Source organism: Pseudomonas sp. B21-054, assembly GCF_026016345.1.
In the GTDB taxonomy this organism is placed as follows: Bacteria; Pseudomonadota; Gammaproteobacteria; order Pseudomonadales; family Pseudomonadaceae; genus Aquipseudomonas.
The window spans coordinates 2388737-2407408 of sequence record NZ_CP087204.1 but is presented as its reverse complement, the minus strand read 5'-3'; the positions used below and the strand labels follow the sequence as shown (position 1 = coordinate 2407408).

Here is an 18672-nt window from a genome sequence, read left to right as displayed (position 1 = left end):
TGAAAGAGTAGTAATCATGACCCAAGTCAAACTGACCACCAACCACGGCGACATCGTCCTGGAACTGAACGCCGAGAAGGCACCCTTGACCGTTGCCAACTTCATCGAGTACGTCAAGACCGGCCACTACGAAAACACCGTTTTCCACCGTGTCATCGGTAACTTCATGATCCAGGGCGGCGGTTTCGAGCCAGGCATGAAAGAAAAGAAAGACAAGCGCCCAAGCATCCAGAACGAAGCCGACAACGGCCTGCCGAACGAAAAATACAGCGTCGCCATGGCCCGTACCATGGAACCGCATTCGGCCTCTGCGCAGTTTTTCATCAACGTGGCCGACAACAGCTTCCTGAACCACAGCGGCAAGACCACCCAGGGCTGGGGCTATGCGGTGTTCGGCAAAGTGGTTGAAGGCACCGACGTCGTCGACAAGATCAAAGGCGTTTCCACCACGTCCAAGGCCGGCCACCAGGACGTCCCGGCAGAAGACGTGATCATCGAGAAAGCCGAGATCATTGAGTGATACTGCTGATTTCAGACTTGCATCTGGAAGAGGAGCGCCCGGACATCACCCGGGCGTTTCTGGATTTACTCGCCACACGCGCCCGCTCGGCGCAAGCGTTGTACATTCTGGGCGACTTTTTCGAAGCCTGGATCGGCGACGATGCCATGACGCCGTTCCAGCGTTCCATCTGCCAGGCCCTGCGCGAATTGAGCGACAGCGGCACGGCCATTTTCCTGATGCACGGCAATCGCGACTTCATGCTGGGGCAGGCCTTCTGCAAAGCGGCCGGCTGCACCCTGCTCAAGGACCCGAGTGTCGTGCAGTTCAACGGCGAACCGGTCCTGTTGATGCACGGCGACAGCCTCTGCACCCGCGACGAAGGCTATATGAAGCTGCGGCGCTGGCTGCGCAACCCGGTCACACTGTTCATCCTGCGTCACCTGCCGCTGGGCAGTCGCCAGAAACTGGCGCGTAAACTGCGCAACGAAAGCCGTGCGCAGACGCGGATGAAAGCCAATGACATCGTCGACGTCACGCCCGAAGAGATCCCGCGGATCATGCAGCAATACGGCGTGAAGACCCTGGTCCACGGCCACACCCATCGTCCCGCCATCCATAAGCTGCAACTGGGCGACCATGCCGCACGCCGCATTGTGCTAGGGGATTGGGACAAGCAAGGATGGGCATTGCAGGTGGATGAACAGGGGTTTGCGTTGGCGCCGTTTGGGTTTGCCCCGCCGCCGCTGTTATCAGCGCCCGACACAATCTCCAGCAGCCCAACCTGAATCCCCCTGTGGGAGCGGGCTTGCTCGCGAAAGCGGTGTGTCAGTCACTATCAAAGTGACTGTCATGCCCTCTTCGCGAGCAAGCCCGCTCCCACATTGGATTGCATTTCACTTCTGGATCAGTGCCCCGCCGAAGCCGGCCCCGCCTTCGCCGCAAACGGCGGCTTCGCCAGCCACACCAACACGATCAACCCCATGAACGCCCAGCCCAACAGCGTGAAGTAATCCACGGTGGAGAGCATGTACGCCTGGCTGGTGAGGACCTGGTCGAGCTGGGCATAGGCCGGCGTGCTCGCGCCGCCGAGCTGGTTGAGCGCCTCGCGGGTGGCGGGCTCGAAGGTGCTGATGCTTTCGCTCAGGTAGGCATGGTGCTGGTCGGCCCGGCGGATCCAGATCCAAGTGGTCAGGGATGCGGCAAAGCTGCCGCCCAAGGTCCGCAGGAACGTCGCCAGCCCCGCGCCGTCGGCAATCTGATGGGGCGGCAGGTCCGACATCAGGATGCTCAAGGTCGGCATGAAGAACAGCGCCACACCGATACCCATGAACAACTGCACCAAGGCAATGTGCTGGAAATCCACCTCGTTGGTGAACCCGGCGCGCATGAAGCAGCTCAGGCCGATGGCCAGGAACGCCAGCCCGGCCAACAGGCGCAGGTCGAATTTGTGGGCGTACTTACCGACGAAGGGCGACATCAACACCGGCAGGATCCCGATCGGCGCCACCGCCAGTCCGGCCCAGGTGGCGGTATATCCCATCTGGGTCTGCAACCACTGCGGCAGGATCAGGTTGATGCCGAAGAACCCGGCATAGCCCCCCACCAGCACAATGGTGCCAATGCGAAAGTTGCGATAGGCGAACAACCGCAGATTGACCACCGGATGCCGGTCGGTCATTTCCCAGATCACGAACACCGCCAGGGCAATGACCGAAATCACGGCGCCCATGATGATGAAGTTCGACTCGAACCAGTCCAGGTCGTTGCCCTTGTCGAGGATTACCTGGAGCGCACCGACGCCGATGATCAGCGTGATCAAACCCACGTAATCCATCGGTTGGTAGCTGGTGACCACCGGCCGCGCCTTGAGCTGCTGGCGCACCACCATCACCGCGAAGACGCCGATGGGCACGTTGATGAAGAAGATCCACGGCCAGCTGTAACTGTCGGTGATCCAGCCACCGAGGATCGGTCCGGCAATCGGCGCCACCACCGTGACCATCGCCAGCAACGCCAGGGCCATGCCGCGCCTGGCTGGCGGATACACGGCAATCAGCAAGGTCTGGGTCATCGGGTACAACGGCCCGGCCACCAATCCTTGGATCACACGAAAACCAATCAGCTCCGGCATCGAGGTGGAGACACCACACAGAAACGAGGCGAGCACGAACAGCATGGTCGCCCACAAAAACAGTTTCACCTCGCCAAACCGCCGGGCCAGCCAGCCGGTCAACGGCAACGCGATGGCATTGCTCACCGCGAACGAGGTGATCACCCAGGTGCCCTGCTCGGAACTCACCCCCAGGTTGCCGGAAATGGTCGGCAAGGCGACGTTGGCAATGGTCGTGTCGAGCACTTGCATGAACGTCGCCAGCGACAGCCCGATGGTGCTGAGCAACAGGCTGGGCGGCGTGAAGGACGCGTTATTGCTCATTGCGAAATCCTATGAAGCGAAGGTGGCGAAATCGCGGGCAAGCCGCCAGTGACAACACAAGACCTGTGGGAGCGAGCTTGCTCGCGATAGCGGTGTATCAGTCACCACTGACGCAAGCTGACTCGACGCTATCGCGAGCAAGCTCGCTCCCACAGGTTCAGGGCCGTAACGGCCTAGCGCTGCACCGTCTTGCTGGCAGCCGCGCTGTTCTCATGGATCAGGCGCGTGATCATCGCGTCGGCGTCGGCCAGTTGCCGGTCGTAGATCTGCGTGCTGAATGAGGCCTTCTGCGGTGGCTGCTGGGCTAGTACCGGGCCACTCTGGTCGTGCAGGTTGACGTTGACCTGGGTCGACAGGCCCACCCGCAGCGGATGCTTGGCCAGCTCCTGGGCATTGACATGGACGCGCACCGGCACCCGCTGGACGATCTTGATCCAGTTACCCGTGGCGTTCTGCGCCGGCAGCAAGGCAAACGCGCTGCCGGTCCCGGCGCCGAGGCTGTCGATGGTGCCGCTGTACTTCACATCGCTGCCGTACAGGTCGGTTTCGATCTCCACCGGTTGCCCGATGCGCATGTCGCGCAGCTGGGTTTCCTTGAAGTTGGCGTCGATCCACAGCTGATCCAACGGAATCACCGCCATCAGCGCCGTGCCTGGCTGCACCCGCTGCCCCAGTTGCACAGTGCGTTTGGCGACATAACCGGTGACCGGTGCGATCAGGGTGCTACGGGCATTGGCCAGGTAGGCCTGGCGCAACTGCGCGGCGGCGGCCTGCACATCCGGATGGGACGACACCACGGTGTCATCCACCAGGGCGCTGGTGGTCTTGAGCTGTTGCCGGGCATTGGCCAGGGCATTCTGCGCCGAGGTCAGGTCGTCCCGGGCGTGGGACAGTTCTTCCTGGGAAATCGCCCCGCCGGCCGCCAGGTTCTTGCGTCGGTTGTAGTTTTCCTGGGCCTTCTGCACTTCGGCTTCTTGCACATTGACCTGCGCCCGCATGCCGTCGACGTTGCTGTACAAGCCACGCACCTGACGCACGGTCCGCGCCAGGTTGGCCTGGGCGCTTTGCAGCCCGACCTCGGCATCGCTTGGATCGAACTGCACCAGCACCTGGCCTTCTCGCACCAGGTCACCGTCATCGGCGCCAATGCTCACCACGGTACCGGTGACCAGCGGCGTGATCTGCACCACGTTGCCGTTCACATAAGCATCGTCGGTGCTTTCGTTCCAGCGGCCATACAGTTCATGCCAGCCCCAGACGCCTAGGCCGGCGAGGATGACGATCACCGCCAGGGCCACCAGCATCACCTTGCGCTTGCGCGGATTGCTGCTGTCTTGAGTGTTTTCGGATTGAGTCGTTTCGGCAGTGGCCATGACTAGTACCTCGAATCAGTTATTCGGCGTGGTGGGGGCCGGCGTGGCCGCAGCCAGGGCCTGGGGCTCGAAACCACCGCCCAGGGCCTGCATCAGCTGGATCGACAAATCGATCTGTTCGGCATTCAGGTTCGCCAGTTGGCGCTGGGCCTGGAGCAGTTGCTGCTCGATGCTCAACACGTCCAGGTAATTGCCGATGCCGGAGCCGTAGCGCTGGACCACGGTGTCGTAGGAGTTCTGTGCAATATCGGTGGCATGTTGCTGGGCACCGATCTGCCGCGCGATGTCGCGCAGTTGGTTGATGGTGTCGCTGACATCCCCAAGGGCCTTGACCAGGCTCTTGTTGTACTGCGCCACCGACATGTCGTAATCGGCATCCCGGGCATCCAGGTCGGCCCGCAAGCGGCCGCCATCGAAAATCGGCAACGACACGGTGGGCGCCACATTGAAGAAACGACTGGCCGAGCCGAACATCGCATCGCCCAGCAGCGACTGCACTCCCGCCGCCGCGCTCAGGTTGAGGTTGGGGTAGAAGTTGGTCTTGCCGGCCTCGATGTCCTTGCCTGCCGCCTCGACCCGCCAGCGCGCCGCGACCAGGTCCGGACGGCGGCCCAGCAGCTCGGCCGGCAGGTTCGACGGCAGGGCGACCGCGCTGGACTGCAACACATTGGGCCGGGCGATTTCGTTGCCACGGTCCGGGCCCTTGCCCAACAACACCGCCAGGGCGATTTTCGCGCTTTGCAGGCGTTTCTCCGCGTCGATGCGGGTCGCATCGGCGCTGGCTTCCAGGCTTTCGGTCTGCTGGAACTGGTACTCGCTGTCGATCCCGGCGTTGAGGCGGCGCTTGCTCAGGTCAAGCATTTGCCGGGTGCGCTTGAGGTCCTCGGACGCCAGGTCATAAATAATGTGGGCCTGGCCGAGGTCGCTGTAGGCCCGGGCCACGTCGGCGGCCAGGGTCAGTTGCGCGGCCTGGCGATCGATCTCGGCGGCGCGGGCCTGGCCCAGGGCGGCTTCCCAGGCGGCCCGCTGGCCGCCCCAGAGGTCGAAGTTGTAATTGAAATCGACACTCAGCGAACGCAGGGTGCTGTACGCCCCGCCCTGCCCCTGCGGGTCCTGGTCACGGGCCAGGCGCGAACGGCTGACACTGCCGCTGGCATCCAGGGTCGGCATACGGGCGGCGTTGGCGGCATAGGCGGCGGCACTGGCCTGATGCACCCGGGCACTGGCGATCTGCATGTCCGGGCTGTCACGCAGGGCTTCGCGAATCAGCCCGTCGAGTTGCGGATCGCCGAGGCTTTTCCACCAGTCGCTTTTCGGCCAGGAGGCCGGCGACAAGGTGACACCGTTCAGGGATTGCCCGGCCTTGAGACTCTGGGCTTCAAGGCTGACGCCTTCGGTCTTCAGGCCACTGTAGCTGGCACAACCGGCCAGGCTCATGGCCAACACCACCAAGCTCAGGCGAGTACGCAAGGTTTTACGTTTCATTTGTCCCCCAATCGCAACACGGTGATGGGGTCACCGGCGGCGAGCAGAATTTTCTTGAGGATCTGTTCGAGGGTTTGCAGCTCCTCGCGGCTGATGGCGCCAGCCAACTGGTTCATGGCGTCGGCGCCGATAACCGGCAGGCGATCCGCCAGGGCCTGGCCGGCTTCGGTCAGCACCAGCAGCACTTGCCGACGGTCATCCACCGAGCGCTGGCGGGCGAGGAAACCTTTCTGTTCCAGGCGATCGAGCATTCGCGTCATCGAGCCGCTGTCCAGGGAGAGGTAGCGGCACAGCTCGGCGGGCGTATCGATGCCGTGCTGGGCCATGATGATCAATACCTTGAACTGCGCGGCAGTGATGCCAACGGGTTCCATGTGGGTATCGATGATCCGGTCCTTGAGCAGCGCGGCGCGGCCGAGCAGCATGCCGAGATGGCAATTGTGGAAATCGTCTGGGGTGAAATGCTTCATCTGACCACCGTTTGCTGCCTAGGCAGTGAATGTATGTCGAGATATTACTGCTTAGGCAGCAAATGTCAAACAAATAGATAGGTTGCTATGCATGACCGGACGAACGCGGATAAAACATGTGGGAGCGGGCTTGCTCGCGAAGGCGTTGGATCAGCCAACTTATCTGTTGGATGACACACCGCATTCGCGAGCAAGCCCGCTCCCACAGGGGGTTTAGGGAAGCTTCAGAAATCGCGCTTGTAGAAGATATCCAGGGAGCTGGCGACGCCGCTGGCGGCTTCGAGGTAGACCTTCTTGCTCAGCTTGTAGCGCAGGGCAATGGTGTTGGCCGGTTCGAACACGCCGACGCCATAGCGCAGGCTGAGTTTTTCCGAGAGGTTGCCGCTGGCCACCACGCTGGTGGTATCGCCGCTGCCCTGGGTGTCGAGCTGGAAGTCCTCGATCCCCAGGTTGTTGGCCAGGCTGGTGGTCACGCCCGAGCTGCCCATCAACCCCAGGCCCAAGGCGGCTTGGGCGAGCATGTTATTGTCCTCGCCCGTGGTGCTCAGCGGCCGGCCCAGTACCAGGTAGGACAACGCCTGTTCCTGGCTCATGGCCGGTTCCGAGAAGATTTGCGTGGTCGGCTGTTCGGCGCTGCCACTCAAGCGGATGCCGGCGATCACGTCGTCGGTCTGGCGGATCGCTTCGATGTCCAGATAGGGCTGGTCGATGGGCCCGGCGAACAGCAGACGCGCCCGTCGCACCGTCAGCCGTTGCCCATAGGCCCGGTAGCGGCCGTCGTTGAGCCAGAGTTCGCCACGGGTGTCCATGTTGTCGCCGATGTGGACTTGCCCCTGCACGTTGGCCGTCAACCCAAACCCGGAAAACGCGAGCTTCTCCTGGCCGACGATCACGTCGATGTCCATCGCCATGGCCAGCGGCGTCTTGCCCTCTTCGGTCTGGTGGCCGACGATCACTGTGTCATCCGATACCTTGACGGTAGACGGCGGCAATTCCCGGACGGTGATTTCGCCCTTGGGCACCAGGACCTTGCCGGCAATGGAGAGCCGTTCGCCCTGCATCGTGATATGAAGATCCGGCGCCACGTCCAGCATCGCATAAGGTTCGACAGTGACCGGCAATTGCGTGCCCTTGAGGGCCAGGTCCATGGTCAGTGCCTCGTCCCAGGCGATGCGCCCGCTCAGGCTACCCTGCCCGCTCTTGCCACTTTTCCAGTCACCGTTGAGTTGCACCGCTTCGCCGGTAATCATTGCCCGCATCTGCAAGGCTTCAAGGCTGATGGGCAGTTCCGGGCCAGACACTTCGCCGTCGCTGAGCACCAGGTTGCCGTTGACCTGGGGCGCCAGCAAACCACCGGACAAGGTGCCGCTGCCGTTCAGATGGCCGGTGAGGGTTTCCACCATCGGCAGGAACGGCCGGGCCACCGACAGGTCCAGGCCCGTCAGGCGGAATGAACCGCTCAATGGCTTGCTGGCCGGCAGCGGGTTGATCTGCGCCTGAAGCATCAGCTCACCGAGCTTGGCGCCGACGAAATTCAGCTGGGTGTCGATGCGCTTGGGGGTCAGGCGGCTGTCGAGGGTCAAGGTCTGGTACGGAAAGTCCAGCCACTGCGCCTTGTCGCGATCCTTGTCGCGGATCCGCAAAGTACCGCCGCTGGCCTCCACCAGGATCCGGCCGTTCGGACCGCTGGCCGGCAGATCCAATTGCAGATCAGCGTTGAGCTGGCCCTGCCAGGCAAAATCCTTGGGCATCCATTGGGCCAGACTTTCGATGGGGAATTGCTTGAGGTGATAACGCAGCTTCGGCTCCGGCATCAGGCGTTGGTCTTCGCCACACAGGCTGGCCTGGCCGGATCGCCAGCAATGGGCACCGACGTTGAGCGTGCCATTGGCCAGGCGCTCCAGTTTCGCCGGGGCCTGCAAGCGCCAGGCTTGCCCACCGGCCTGCACCTCGCCGCTGGCCAGGCGCCCGCGCCAGTTGCCTTGGTCGAGTGCGCCATCGAGCGCCAGGGTCGTGTCGAGCTGCGGTCCTTGCAGGTCCAGGCTCAACTTTTGCTGCTTGATGTCGCCCTGGCCGCTGACCGTCAGGACGCCCAGTGAGGTTTCGCCGACGCGGATATCGCTGGCCTTGAGATCGACCTTGCCGCGTTGCGCGCTGTCGAGGGTCGCGTCCAGGTTCAGGCTTTGCAGACGATTGTCCTGGAACGCCAGTTGCGAGCCTTGCAGGCCGAGCTTGCCTTGGGGCGCCTTCAACGTCCCCGCCACATCGACACGGCCCATGACTTGGCCGCGCAATTGCGGCCAGAGCTGGGCCAGGCGCGCGAGCTTGATGTCGATCTGGCCGCTGAGTTTCTGTTGCAGGCTGCCGGCGCCGTTGATGCGGTTATCCCCCAGGCGGATATCCAGCGCACTGAGTTTCCACTGCTCACCGGCGCCGCTGGCCTTGGCCTGGAATAACGCCGGTTGGCCGCGCAGCTTACCCTTGAGGTCCAAGTCTGCATCAAGGGCAAGGCTGTCGTTTTTCATCGAGCCCTTGCTGCGCAATGGCCCGGCCAGGGTGCCGGGCAGCTCGCCAAGCCAGTACGCCGGATTGATCGCCGACAGTTGCAGCGCCGTGTCCCAGGCGATGCCGTCGGCGAACTGCAGGTTCAGGTGCCCTTCGGCCTTGCCCTGCCCCGCTGTGAGCTTGAGCTGTGGCAAGAAGATCTGCGTCAGGTCACCGCTGAACGGGCTGTCCAGGTTGAAAGCCCCGGCTGGGCCGTCCAACGCAGCCTGGAAATTGCCCAGGTATTTGCCGTCGGTATAGGACACCTCGCCGTTGAAGCTACGCAGCGTAACCTGCGGCTCGTCGATCAGCGGATAGAGGCGATGCCAGGGGAAATCCAGCCAGGCGATTTTCGCTTCGGCGCTCAGGCCCTCGCGCCAGTCCAACTGACCGGTGAGCTTCAGGCTTTGCTGGTCGCCGGCATTAAGATCCAGGCCGGCGATCTGGGCTCCGTTGGCATCCACCTTGCCTTGCAGCGACAACGCCACCGGGCCTTTCTCGGCGGGCAACGTGGCCTTGCCGAGCAGTTGATAGCCGCTTTTCAGATCGCCTTCGCCGGTCAGTTCCAACTGATTGAGCACCAGGGTGTCCGGCAGGTCGGCGCTGGCCTTGAAGCCGTCGGCGGTGATGCGCACCTTGGCCGGCAGGTTGTCCACCAAGGGTTGCAACTCGCCGACCAAACGACCTTGCAGGTAGCCTGTGCTGTCGGCGTCGAGATTGAGGGTCTTGAGCAGGTCACCGTCCACTTTCAGGTCCAGCCGCCAGGGCGTGGCGCCCGGTGCCGGCAAGGTGAGCTGGCCCTCGGCGTGCAAGGGCCAGTCACCGCCCGGTTTCAGCAACCCGGACAGCTTCAGGCTCAGCTCGTCGCGCTGCAATTGCACCGAGTCGATCTGCAAGCCCTGGGCGGTCCAATGAGCGGCCAGCTGGAGCCCCTTGAGCTGTTCGCTGCCGTTGAACAACAAGCTGCCAATCTGCACCTCGCCCAATTCAATGGCGACCGGCAAGTCCAGGTCCGGCAAGGTGATCGGCCCGCTGCTTGGCTCATCGGCAGACGGTGGTAATTGCAGGCTGACCTTGTCGGCCTTGAGCTGTTCGATGCACAGGGTCATGCGCGTCAGGCACAGCGGCGACCAGGCGAATATCAGCCGATCCAGCTCCACCCGGCTGCTGTCCTGCTGCCACAACACATGATCGGCGCTCCACTGCCCACCCAGCCGCCCCTGGAAATTCTCCACGCTCAACCCTGGCACCAGGCCGAGGGCCCAACGACTGCCAAAGGCTGTGCCCAGCACAACGCTCAAGGCCAGCACGAGCGCCACCAGCAACCCAGCGAGCGCCAGCAGCGTTATCTTCAAACCACGCGTCACAGCTCGGGCCCCATGGAAAAGTGCAATCGAATGCCGCCCTCGTCGTCCATCGCATGGGCCAGGTCGAGGCGGATCGGGCCCACCGGCGACACCCAGCGCACGCCGACGCCCACACCGGTCTTGAGACTCGGCAATTCAAGGCTATTGAAAGAGTTGCCCTGGTCGATAAAAGTCGCCACCCGCCACTTTTCCGCGACCGAATACTGGTATTCGAGGCTGCCGGCGACCATGTAGCGACCGCCGATGCGATCGCCTTCGGAGTTTTCCGGCGACAGGCTCTGATAGTCGTAACCGCGCACGCTCTGGTCGCCACCGGCAAAAAAGCGCAGGGACGGCGGAATGGATTTGTAGCCATTGGTGGCGCTGCCGCCGATCTGGGCCCGGGCCAGCAGACGATGCTTATCGAACACCGTGGTCAACCCCTTGACCATGGCGGTGCCATATAAAAGGTTGTTGTCCGACCCAAGCCCTTCCTTGGCCACCTTGGTATCGAATTGCAGACGGTAGCCGTTGTGGGGGTCGATGCGGTTGTCGCTGCGCAGGTAGGAATAACTGACACCGGGCATCAGCAGCGTACTCAGGCCCGCATCGTCGCCGAGGCGATATTCCTCGCGCTGCCACTTGAGCGACACCACCCGTTGCCAGCCGCTGGGCAACTTGCTGTGCCATTCCGGGCCCACGGTCAGCAGTTTGCTGAGACTATCGGTGTCGGCCAGCTCTTCATATTGATAACCGCCGGCGTAACGCAGCTTGTCGGTCAGCGGTGGGTCCAGGGGCACGTCGTACCACAGGCCGACGTTCTGTCGGGGCGCCGACACTTCCGTCTCCCAGCCGTAACTATGGCCCTGGGCATTGACCCAGTGGCGCGTCCAATTGGCCTTGGCCCGCGGGCCGACGTCGGTGGAGAACCCCAGGCCCAGGCCCATGGTGCGCGGCTTGCGGGTGTCGAGCTTGACCGCCACCGGAATCACGTTGTCGACGGCGGCGGTGGGCGCCGCATCCACCCGGACACCTTCGAAATAACCGCTCGATTGCAGGTCCTGGTTGAGCTCGGCAATCAGTTCGGAATCGTACGCGGTGCCCGCCTTGAACGGCACCATGCGCTGCAGCAGATCCTGGTCCAGCGGGGTGTCGCCTTCGAAGTGCACGGGGCCCAAGGTGTAGCGCGGGCCGCTGTCGTAGATCAACTCGATGTCGGCGATGCCCGCCTGGGGATCGACCCTTAACTGCTGGCTGACGAAGCGCCCGCTGAAAAAGCCGTAACGCGACGCCTGGTTCTGGATCAGTCGCTTGGCGTCTTCGTAACGGCCATGATTGAGCACCGCGCCAGGCTTGAGGGCAGCGTTATCAGGTACGCGAAAAGCCTTGAGGGAAGCCGCCGGGCCATCGATGCGCACGGTGACATTGCGCAAGTGCACAGGCTCGCCGGGGTCGATGGTCAGCACCAGGCGCGGGACCTTGCCGCCCTTGACCTCGCTGTCGATCTGCGGCTGGTAATAGCCCAGCGCCTGGGCGGCTTTGCGTGCCTGCTCCTCGGCGCCACGACTGAAGCGCAGCAAGGCCTCTTCGTCACGATCGCCCACGCCGCCAATGTAACCTTCTACGTTGGCCTTGAGTGCGTCGTTGGACGGCTTGACCCGTACATCCAATTCACTTTGTGCCAGCGCCACGCAGCTGAGGGACAGCAAGAGCGCGCCACTGGTCATTCGTCCTGGGAAATTCATGGCGCGGATGCTATCACGGGCTTGGAAGCCTGATAGAGCCGGACATTTCCCAAAAGTTCGCCCGATTACGCCGTTGCGCTTTGTAAGACCTGGGGGTTGGCGTGAAAGAACACATGTTCGCGGACGGGTCCTACCGCAATCTCACCGATTTCTTCGTAGCCCTGGCGTTTATAAAACTCCAGGTAACGTGGGTTGCCGGTGTCTAGCACCACGCCTTGGGAGTTTTCGTCCACCGCACACCAGTTGTGCACCGCCTCGAGCAGCTGTTCGCCAAAGTGTTGGCCCTGAAACTGGGGATGAACCCCCAGCAACGGCAACACATGGACCGCGTCCGACGGCAAGCAGGCCGCCACCGCCGCGTGGTAATCCAGGTAGCGCCGGGTACAGCGAAAACCGGTGCTCAACACCATGCGCAGGCGCCAGGTCCAGCTTTCGGTGATACCCAGTCGCCGTTGCGGTGGCGCGATCAGGGCGATGCCAATCAAACGGTCGTTGACCAGCAGGCCGATGGCCGGTAGATCCTGGAGAAAATGCTGCTTGACCAGCTCGCGCACCGTGGCCCGTACCCGATGTTCATAACCGGGCCGCTCGGACTCGAACAGGAAGCTGAAGGTCGGCTCATGGCGATAAGCCTGGTACAGCAATGAACGCGCTTCGCGGGAGTAACCGCTGTCGAGCATATGGATGTCGGCAATGGCGGTGGCGGTTTCAGGCATGACGGTAGATCTCCTGGGGCGAGGCTCGATGAGGCCCTGCTCTTATTGAGTACGAACCCGATTGGGTTGTGATCGTTCCTACAAGCAAAGGACATTAGCAGCGCATTTGTCCTACTGCCACGCTGGCTCAGTTCCGACATGTCAGCTAGCATCGCAGTTTTGCCAGGACTGCCGACCATGAAGATCGTCTCCTTCAACATCAATGGGCTGCGCGCCCGTCCCCATCAGCTGGCGGCGCTGATCGAGAAACATCAGCCGGACGTGATCGGCCTGCAGGAAACCAAGGTCCACGACGAACAATTCCCCCTGGCCGAGATCCAGGCCTTGGGCTACCACGTGCATTACCACGGGCAAAAAGGCCACTACGGCGTCGCCCTGCTCTCCCGCCAGGCGCCGCTGAGTCTGTATAAAGGCTTCGAAGGCGACGACGAAGACGCCCAGCGCCGCTTCATCTGGGGCACCTTCGCCGATGCCAACGGCGTGCCGGTGACCATCATGAACGGTTATTTCCCACAAGGTGAAAGCCGCGATCACCCGACCAAATTCCCGGCCAAGGAACGCTTCTACAGCGATCTGCAGCAACTGCTGGAAAGCCGCTTCAGCAACGACCAGCCCGTGGTGGTGATGGGCGACGTGAACATTTCCCCGGAAGATAGCGACATCGGCATCGGCCCGGACAACATGAAGCGCTGGCTGAAAACCGGCAAATGCAGCTTCCTGCCGGAAGAACGCGAGTGGATGGCCCGCCTGAAGAACTGGGGCCTGGTGGACAGCTTCCGCCACCTGAACCCGGACGTCACCGACCGTTTCAGCTGGTTCGATTATCGCAGCCGCGGTTTTGAAGACGAACCCAAGCGTGGCCTGCGCATCGACCTGATCCTCACCTCCCATGGCCTGCTGCCACGGGTCAAGGATGCCGGTGTGGACTATGAGCTGCGGGGTATGGAAAAACCGTCGGACCATGCGCCGATCTGGTTGCAATTGAGCTGATCGAGTCACACCAACCCTTGTGGGAGCGAGCTTGCTCGCGATAGCGATCCCAGCTGTCACATTTGTTCTTGAATGTGCCACCGCCATCGCGAGCAAGCTCGCTCCCACATTGGATTTCGGTGCTCCGTCGCACCCCTGTCACCTTTCAGTAACCTGACTGACTTAATCTTCCGGCACTTCCTCGGGTTCAGAAGGTGCCGGCATGCGGCTGTGTGTTGTGGTTTTCATGGGCCTCTGGCTACCGTTCGTTGCATGGGCCGGCCATTTGCCCATTCCCGAACAGGGCCCAGCCTTGCGCCTCCAGGGCTCCAATACCATCGGTGCGGCGCTGGGGCCGGCCCTGGTCAGAGGCTTGATGGAAGATCAGGGCCTGCTCAGGGTCAGCAGCGAAATCACCGGGCGCGACAACGAGCAGCGTATCGTTGGCCAGACCGCCGATGGCCGGCGGGTGGAAGTCGACATCGCGGCTCACGGCTCCAGCACCGGTTTCGCCGCCCTCAAGCAGGCCAGCGCCGACCTGGCGGCCTCTTCCCGGCCAATCAAGAACAGTGAACTGAAGGAATTGTCATCCCTGGGCGACCTGAAAAGTCCTGCCGCCGAGCAGGTCATCGCCATTGATGGCCTGGCGATCATCCTTCATTCCTCCAACCCGCTGCGCCAACTCGACACCGTGCAACTGGCGCGGCTATTCAGCGGCGAGGCGAAGACCTGGGAAGCGGTGGGCGGCGTTGGTGGGCCGATTCATCTGTATGCCCGGGATGAACAATCCGGCACCTACGATACCTTCAAGGAATTGGTACTTGGCCGACACGGCAAGCGGCTGGATCCCACAGCGCGGCGCTTCGAATCCAGCGAACAGTTGTCCGACGCGGTCAGCCAGGACCCACAAGGCATCGGTTTCATCGGTTTGCCCTACGTACGCCAGGCCAAGGCCCTGGCGATTGTCGACGGCGATTCGCAACCGATGTTGCCGCTGAACCACCTGATCGCCACCGAGGACTACCCCTTGTCCCGCCGGCTGTTCTTCTATTTACCTCCCCGGGAAACCAACCCGTGGGCCACGGCACTGGTCGAGTTCACCCAAAGTGACAAAGGCCAGGCCATCGTCGCGGCCAACGGGTTCATCGCCCAAACCGTCCAGGCCATGGCCGTCACACCCAATGCGTTGATGCCCGAGGGTTACCAGGCCCTGAGCCGCCATGCCCAGCGCCTGACGGTGAATTTCCGCTTCGAAGAAGGCAGCGCCAACCTCGACAACAAGGCTCTCCAGGACCTGGGCCGGGTGCTCGACTACATCCAGAAACACGGCAAGACCGAGCGCCGCGTGACGCTGGTGGGTTTCGGCGACGCCAAGGACGACCCGGCGCGGGCGGATCTTCTGTCCAAACTGCGGGCCATGGCGGTGCGACGTGAACTGGTCAAGTACGGCGTGACCTTGCGGGAAGTGCGCGGCTTCGGCGCGCTGATGCCCGTGGCGGCCAATAGTGCAGATGAAGGAAGGATCAGGAATCGGCGGGTGGAGGTTTGGGTTTACTAGGGTCCAAAGGCCGGACACATCCCTTGTGGCGAGAGGATTTATCCCCGCTGGGCTGCGTAGCAGCCCTAAAACCTGACAACGGGTATATCAGATAGATTGCGTAGCGCCTTTAGGGGCTGCTGCGCAGCCCAGCGGGGATAAATCCCCTCGCCACAAGAGCCTGGTGTTTATCCCGCTGATTTCGATGTAGGACCAAGCTCCGCCGCCTTGCGCCATTGCCTACAACTACGCCAGAATCCGCCGGCTTGTGCGCCTGGAGGCCCGGCTTTATCGTTTTCCGGTCGCTGACAAATCAGCGATCGGGTTTGGTAGCCCGGGTAAAACTAAGGCGCACAGCTCCGTCAAATACAGCCGTTGGCGATTTTCGTCGGCAGGTTTGTTATGGCGGCTGTGCGCGGGGCGCCCTTGTGGCGCGCTGGGTTTGCCTTGGTACCCGGTCTACCAACCTGCGTATAGCCGCCACCTAATGTTTGGTAGCAATAGGTGCGGCTCCATTTACCAAGGAGTTTCATCCATGTTCAAACCAACACCTAACCCGCCGGACACCGATCCGACTTCACCACGCAAAAAAACCAACACCCAAAAACTCGACGAAGCCGCCGAGCGCGCCCTCGACTATTACCTCAATCCCAAACCGTCCCAACCCGAAGCCGATCCCAACCAACTGTTCACGGTGGTCAACGGCATCGACACCGAGTCCCTGCTCGCCAACCTCAGCGAAACCCTGGCCTCGGCCAATGCCATGGTCAGCGACCTGGCGTTTGACCTGGAAGGCTCCAAGCGGCACGTGGCCCTGGGCATCCAGCAGCTGATCGAGCTGAGTGGATTGCTGGCAAACCGAGCGCTGGATAACGTCGATCCACGCTAACCGCGTTCGATCAGTTGATCGTTCCCACGCTCCGCGTGGGCATGCATCCCCGTGACGCTCTGCGTCACCGTGCAGAAGCGGAACGCGGAGCGTCCCTGGCGGCATGCCCACGCGGAGCGTGGGAATGATCCCGCCAGCCAGTTTGCGACTGCTTCGCAGCCGAACGGAGCAAGTTCCCTCGCCTCGTATGGCTCAGCCCCAAGCCCACCGCACGTCGTAAATCTCCTCGACCTGTCAGATCCTACAGTAGCCAGCTCAAACGCCTGCTGACAGTCTCTGTGCTTGCGACAGCGCATCGCTGGCTTGAAGCAATTAGCGGCCCGCTTCAAGCGTGATGCGAACCCAGCATCGCCCTGCTTGAGGACCATTGCCATGACGAACGCCATGAAATACTCAACCATTACCCTCCCAGACGGTGCCAGGCCTCGTGGCGTCGCGCTTAGCGCTGACGGCAGTCGAGCAGCTGTTTGCAATTTTGGTCTCGGTAGTGTGTCGATGATCGACACCGTGAATAACGTTGTCATCGCAAATATCCCGGCGGTGCCACGGCCTGCGTATACAGCGTTCGATGAGAGCAGAAACCGATGCTATGTGACCAGCCTCGACAGTCGTGCGGTTCTTGTCATTGATACCGACTTAAACGCAGTCATCCGCGAAATAGACATTAACGTTGCACTAAGGCAGATCACGACCGACCCGACCAACGGGCGAGCCTATGTGACGTGCCCCCGCGCTGGGCAGTTCGATATGGCCCAAATCGCGGTGATCGATACCAACCAGGACGTGCTGATCACGACCCTTGCAATCGAGGCAGGTAATCTACCGACAAACATTGCCATCGACCCGATCGGGCGCCGGGGCTTTTTCCCACTCGTACTCAACCAAAACCGCACTTTAATCGGGCGTATCGACACCCAAGCCAACCAAGTCATCGCGCCGATGGAATACCCCATTGAGAACCTCGCTCGGGATTCAACCGTATGGAAAAACGGTTTGCTTTACATCGCCGCCGCGACCAAAACGGCCGTGATAAACACGGCGACAGAAGAGACACACGCACTCAAGGCAGGAGGCAAGCACATCCATTTAAGCCCCCAAGGTGATCGTGCCTATTACTTACTCAGCCGCAGCGAGAGCGGGCAACAATGGAGCGCCCTGCAAACAGTGGACACCGGCACTTACGAGGTCGTTGACGTAAGCCTCATCGCCCCAATACAACCACACTCCATGGCCATCTCGGCGAATGGCAAACGCGTCTGTATTACCGAAGACGACAGACGGAGCGTGGTCGTGGCGGACATAGCCGGTGCCTAGGGTAGAACGCGCAATCGGCTATCGATTAGCCAACTCCATGATCATCCGCGACAGCAGATAAATCCTGGGCACCACGCTCTCAACCTCGGCATATTCCTCAGGCGTATGAATGTTGCCGCCGACGATGCCAAAGCCATCCAGCGTCGGCGTGCCAACCCCGGCCGACAGACTGGCGTCCGCCGCGCCGCCGCTGCCTTCTTCGGTGAGCTTGCGCCCCAGCTCGCCATAGATGCCTTGGGCCATGACCATCAAACGATCCGATTCAGCCGTTTGTGGCATCGGCGGTAGGCCGCGCTTGAGGCTGGTGGTGACTTCGGTGTCGGCGATCAGTTTGTCTTGCGACACGCGGGCCAGGTCTTTTTCGATGCGGTCGAATTCTTCCGGCACCGCCGCCCGCACATCGGCCTTGGCGCTGGCCTTGTCGGGGATCACGTTGGTTCGGTCGCCGGCCTGGAGCACGGTAAAGTTGATGGTGGTTTTCTTCTGCGCATCACCGAGCTTGCCCAGTTGCAGGATCTGGTGCGCGGCTTCCATCGCCGCATTGCGTCCCAGTTCCGGCGCGACACCGGCGTGCGCCGCCTTGCCCTTGACCTCCAGCAGCGCCGTGGCACTGCCCTTGCGCCAGACCACCAGACCGTCGGCCGGACGACCCGGTTCCAGGTTGAGTGTCACGTCATGGGCCTTGGCGGTTTTCTTGATCAGGTCAGTGGCGACATCCGTGCCGGTTTCTTCGCTGGCGTCGAGCAGGAAAGTAATCTGTGCGTAGTTCTTGAAGTCCAGGTTCTTGAGGATTTTCAAGGCGTAGATCCCGGCGACGATGCCGCCCTTGTCGTCCATCACCCCCGGCCCATAGGCCCGGCCATCCTTGATGTGGAAGGGACGCTCGGCGGCCGAGCCCTCCTTGAACACCGTGTCCATGTGCGCCATCAGCAGGATCTTCGCCTTACCGGTGCCCTTGAAGGTCGCCAGGATATGTTCGGTGCCGTCGGAATTAGGCACCTTCTCGAGGGTAGCGCCGAGCTTTTTCAATTCGTCGATGGCTATGTCGCCGACCTGGGTCAACCCCGGCACATACCCTGAGCCGGAGTCGATGTTCACCAGCCGCTCGAGCAGTTTCAGGGCCTCGCCCTTGTACTGTTCGGCGCCGCTCAGGACTTGTTGATGGGGCTGTGCGAAAGCAACGGGGGCGAAGACGCCGAGGGCCAGGCTCAGGCCGAGACTGACGGCCAGACGGGAGCGAAGCGGGGTAATCGTCATGGGTTCATCCTTGTTCCGTATCGGGAGAGAGTGCCTGGGCAACCCTACCCGACTATGACCCAAGGCTCTAGACCGCAGGCGCTCATTGATC

General features: G+C 62.0%; 14 protein-coding genes and 1 pseudogene. 7 read left to right on the top strand and 8 right to left on the bottom strand.

Features of this window, described 5'->3' with window-relative positions; all coding sequences use genetic code 11:
• Window positions 1–16 precede the first annotated feature (16 nt).
• Both LOY70_RS10800 and LOY70_RS10795 read left to right on the top strand, forming a co-directional pair.
• Window positions 17–520, top strand: coding sequence for a peptidylprolyl isomerase (locus tag LOY70_RS10800; RefSeq protein WP_265038006.1), 504 nt, complete (start codon window positions 17–19; stop codon window positions 518–520).
• Entirely contained in the window at window positions 517–1287 is a 771-nt protein-coding gene (locus tag LOY70_RS10795) for a UDP-2,3-diacylglucosamine diphosphatase (protein WP_265036174.1), read from the top strand. Before LOY70_RS10800 ends, LOY70_RS10795 begins: the two co-directional genes overlap by 4 nt.
• Before the next feature lie 119 nt (window positions 1288–1406).
• Here the strand turns inward: LOY70_RS10795 and LOY70_RS10790 are convergent, their stop codons facing one another.
• The 4 genes from LOY70_RS10790 to LOY70_RS10770 form a co-directional block, all read right to left on the bottom strand.
• Window positions 1407–2936, bottom strand: coding sequence for a DHA2 family efflux MFS transporter permease subunit (locus LOY70_RS10790; protein ID WP_265036172.1), 1530 nt, complete (start codon window positions 2934–2936; stop codon window positions 1407–1409).
• A 173-nt stretch (window positions 2937–3109) separates the two neighbouring features.
• Complete coding sequence (locus tag LOY70_RS10780) at window positions 3110–4309, bottom strand: efflux RND transporter periplasmic adaptor subunit (RefSeq protein ID WP_265036170.1); 1200 nt, start codon at window positions 4307–4309, stop codon at window positions 3110–3112.
• Window positions 4310–4324: 15 nt separating this feature from the next.
• Window positions 4325–5794, bottom strand: a complete 1470-nt coding sequence (locus LOY70_RS10775) for an efflux transporter outer membrane subunit (protein WP_265036168.1) — start codon at window positions 5792–5794, stop codon at window positions 4325–4327.
• Window positions 5791–6264, bottom strand: a complete 474-nt coding sequence (locus LOY70_RS10770; RefSeq protein WP_123341842.1) for a MarR family winged helix-turn-helix transcriptional regulator — start codon at window positions 6262–6264, stop codon at window positions 5791–5793. Before LOY70_RS10770 ends, LOY70_RS10775 begins: the two co-directional genes overlap by 4 nt.
• 91 nt (window positions 6265–6355) lie before the next feature.
• Between LOY70_RS10770 and LOY70_RS30130 the strand changes: the two are divergent.
• A pseudogene (locus LOY70_RS30130) lies at window positions 6356–6472 on the top strand (EamA/RhaT family transporter); the annotation flags it as partial.
• A gap of 16 nt (window positions 6473–6488) precedes the next feature.
• Here the strand turns inward: LOY70_RS30130 and LOY70_RS10765 are convergent.
• From LOY70_RS10765 to LOY70_RS10755, 3 genes are all read right to left on the bottom strand, one after another.
• Window positions 6489–10175 carry a translocation/assembly module TamB domain-containing protein gene (locus LOY70_RS10765; protein ID WP_265036166.1) on the bottom strand — a complete coding sequence of 1229 codons (3687 nt, stop codon included), beginning with the start codon at window positions 10173–10175 and terminating at the stop codon, window positions 6489–6491.
• Window positions 10172–11899: an autotransporter assembly complex protein TamA gene (locus tag LOY70_RS10760; protein WP_265036165.1), complete on the bottom strand. Its 1728-nt coding sequence runs from the start codon at window positions 11897–11899 to the stop codon at window positions 10172–10174. The genes LOY70_RS10765 and LOY70_RS10760 overlap by 4 nt, the downstream gene beginning before the upstream one ends.
• 65 nt (window positions 11900–11964) lie before the next feature.
• Entirely contained in the window at window positions 11965–12615 is a 651-nt protein-coding gene (locus tag LOY70_RS10755) for a GNAT family N-acetyltransferase (protein ID WP_265036163.1), read from the bottom strand.
• A gap of 177 nt (window positions 12616–12792) precedes the next feature.
• Between LOY70_RS10755 and xthA the strand changes: the two genes are divergently transcribed.
• The 4 genes from xthA (at window position 12793) to LOY70_RS10735 (ending at window position 17324) form a co-directional block, all read left to right on the top strand.
• Window positions 12793–13605, top strand: a complete 813-nt coding sequence (xthA, locus tag LOY70_RS10750) for an exodeoxyribonuclease III (protein ID WP_265036161.1) — start codon at window positions 12793–12795, stop codon at window positions 13603–13605.
• Between the two features lie 202 nt (window positions 13606–13807).
• The gene (locus LOY70_RS10745) at window positions 13808–15142 is read left to right on the top strand and encodes a phosphate ABC transporter substrate-binding/OmpA family protein (RefSeq protein ID WP_265036159.1); all 1335 of its coding nucleotides are present in this window, start codon (window positions 13808–13810) and stop codon (window positions 15140–15142) included.
• Window positions 15143–15656: 514 nt separating this feature from the next.
• The gene (locus tag LOY70_RS10740; protein ID WP_265036157.1) at window positions 15657–16010 is read left to right on the top strand and encodes a DUF6124 family protein; all 354 of its coding nucleotides are present in this window, start codon (window positions 15657–15659) and stop codon (window positions 16008–16010) included.
• 372 nt (window positions 16011–16382) lie between these two features.
• Window positions 16383–17324: a YncE family protein gene (locus LOY70_RS10735; protein ID WP_265036155.1), complete on the top strand. Its 942-nt coding sequence runs from the start codon at window positions 16383–16385 to the stop codon at window positions 17322–17324.
• A gap of 18 nt (window positions 17325–17342) precedes the next feature.
• Here LOY70_RS10735 and LOY70_RS10730 read toward each other — a convergent pair whose 3' ends face one another.
• On the bottom strand, window positions 17343–18581 hold the full coding sequence (locus tag LOY70_RS10730; RefSeq protein ID WP_265036153.1) for a M20/M25/M40 family metallo-hydrolase: 1239 nt from the start codon (window positions 18579–18581) through the stop codon (window positions 17343–17345).
• Window positions 18582–18672: the final 91 nt, after the last annotated feature.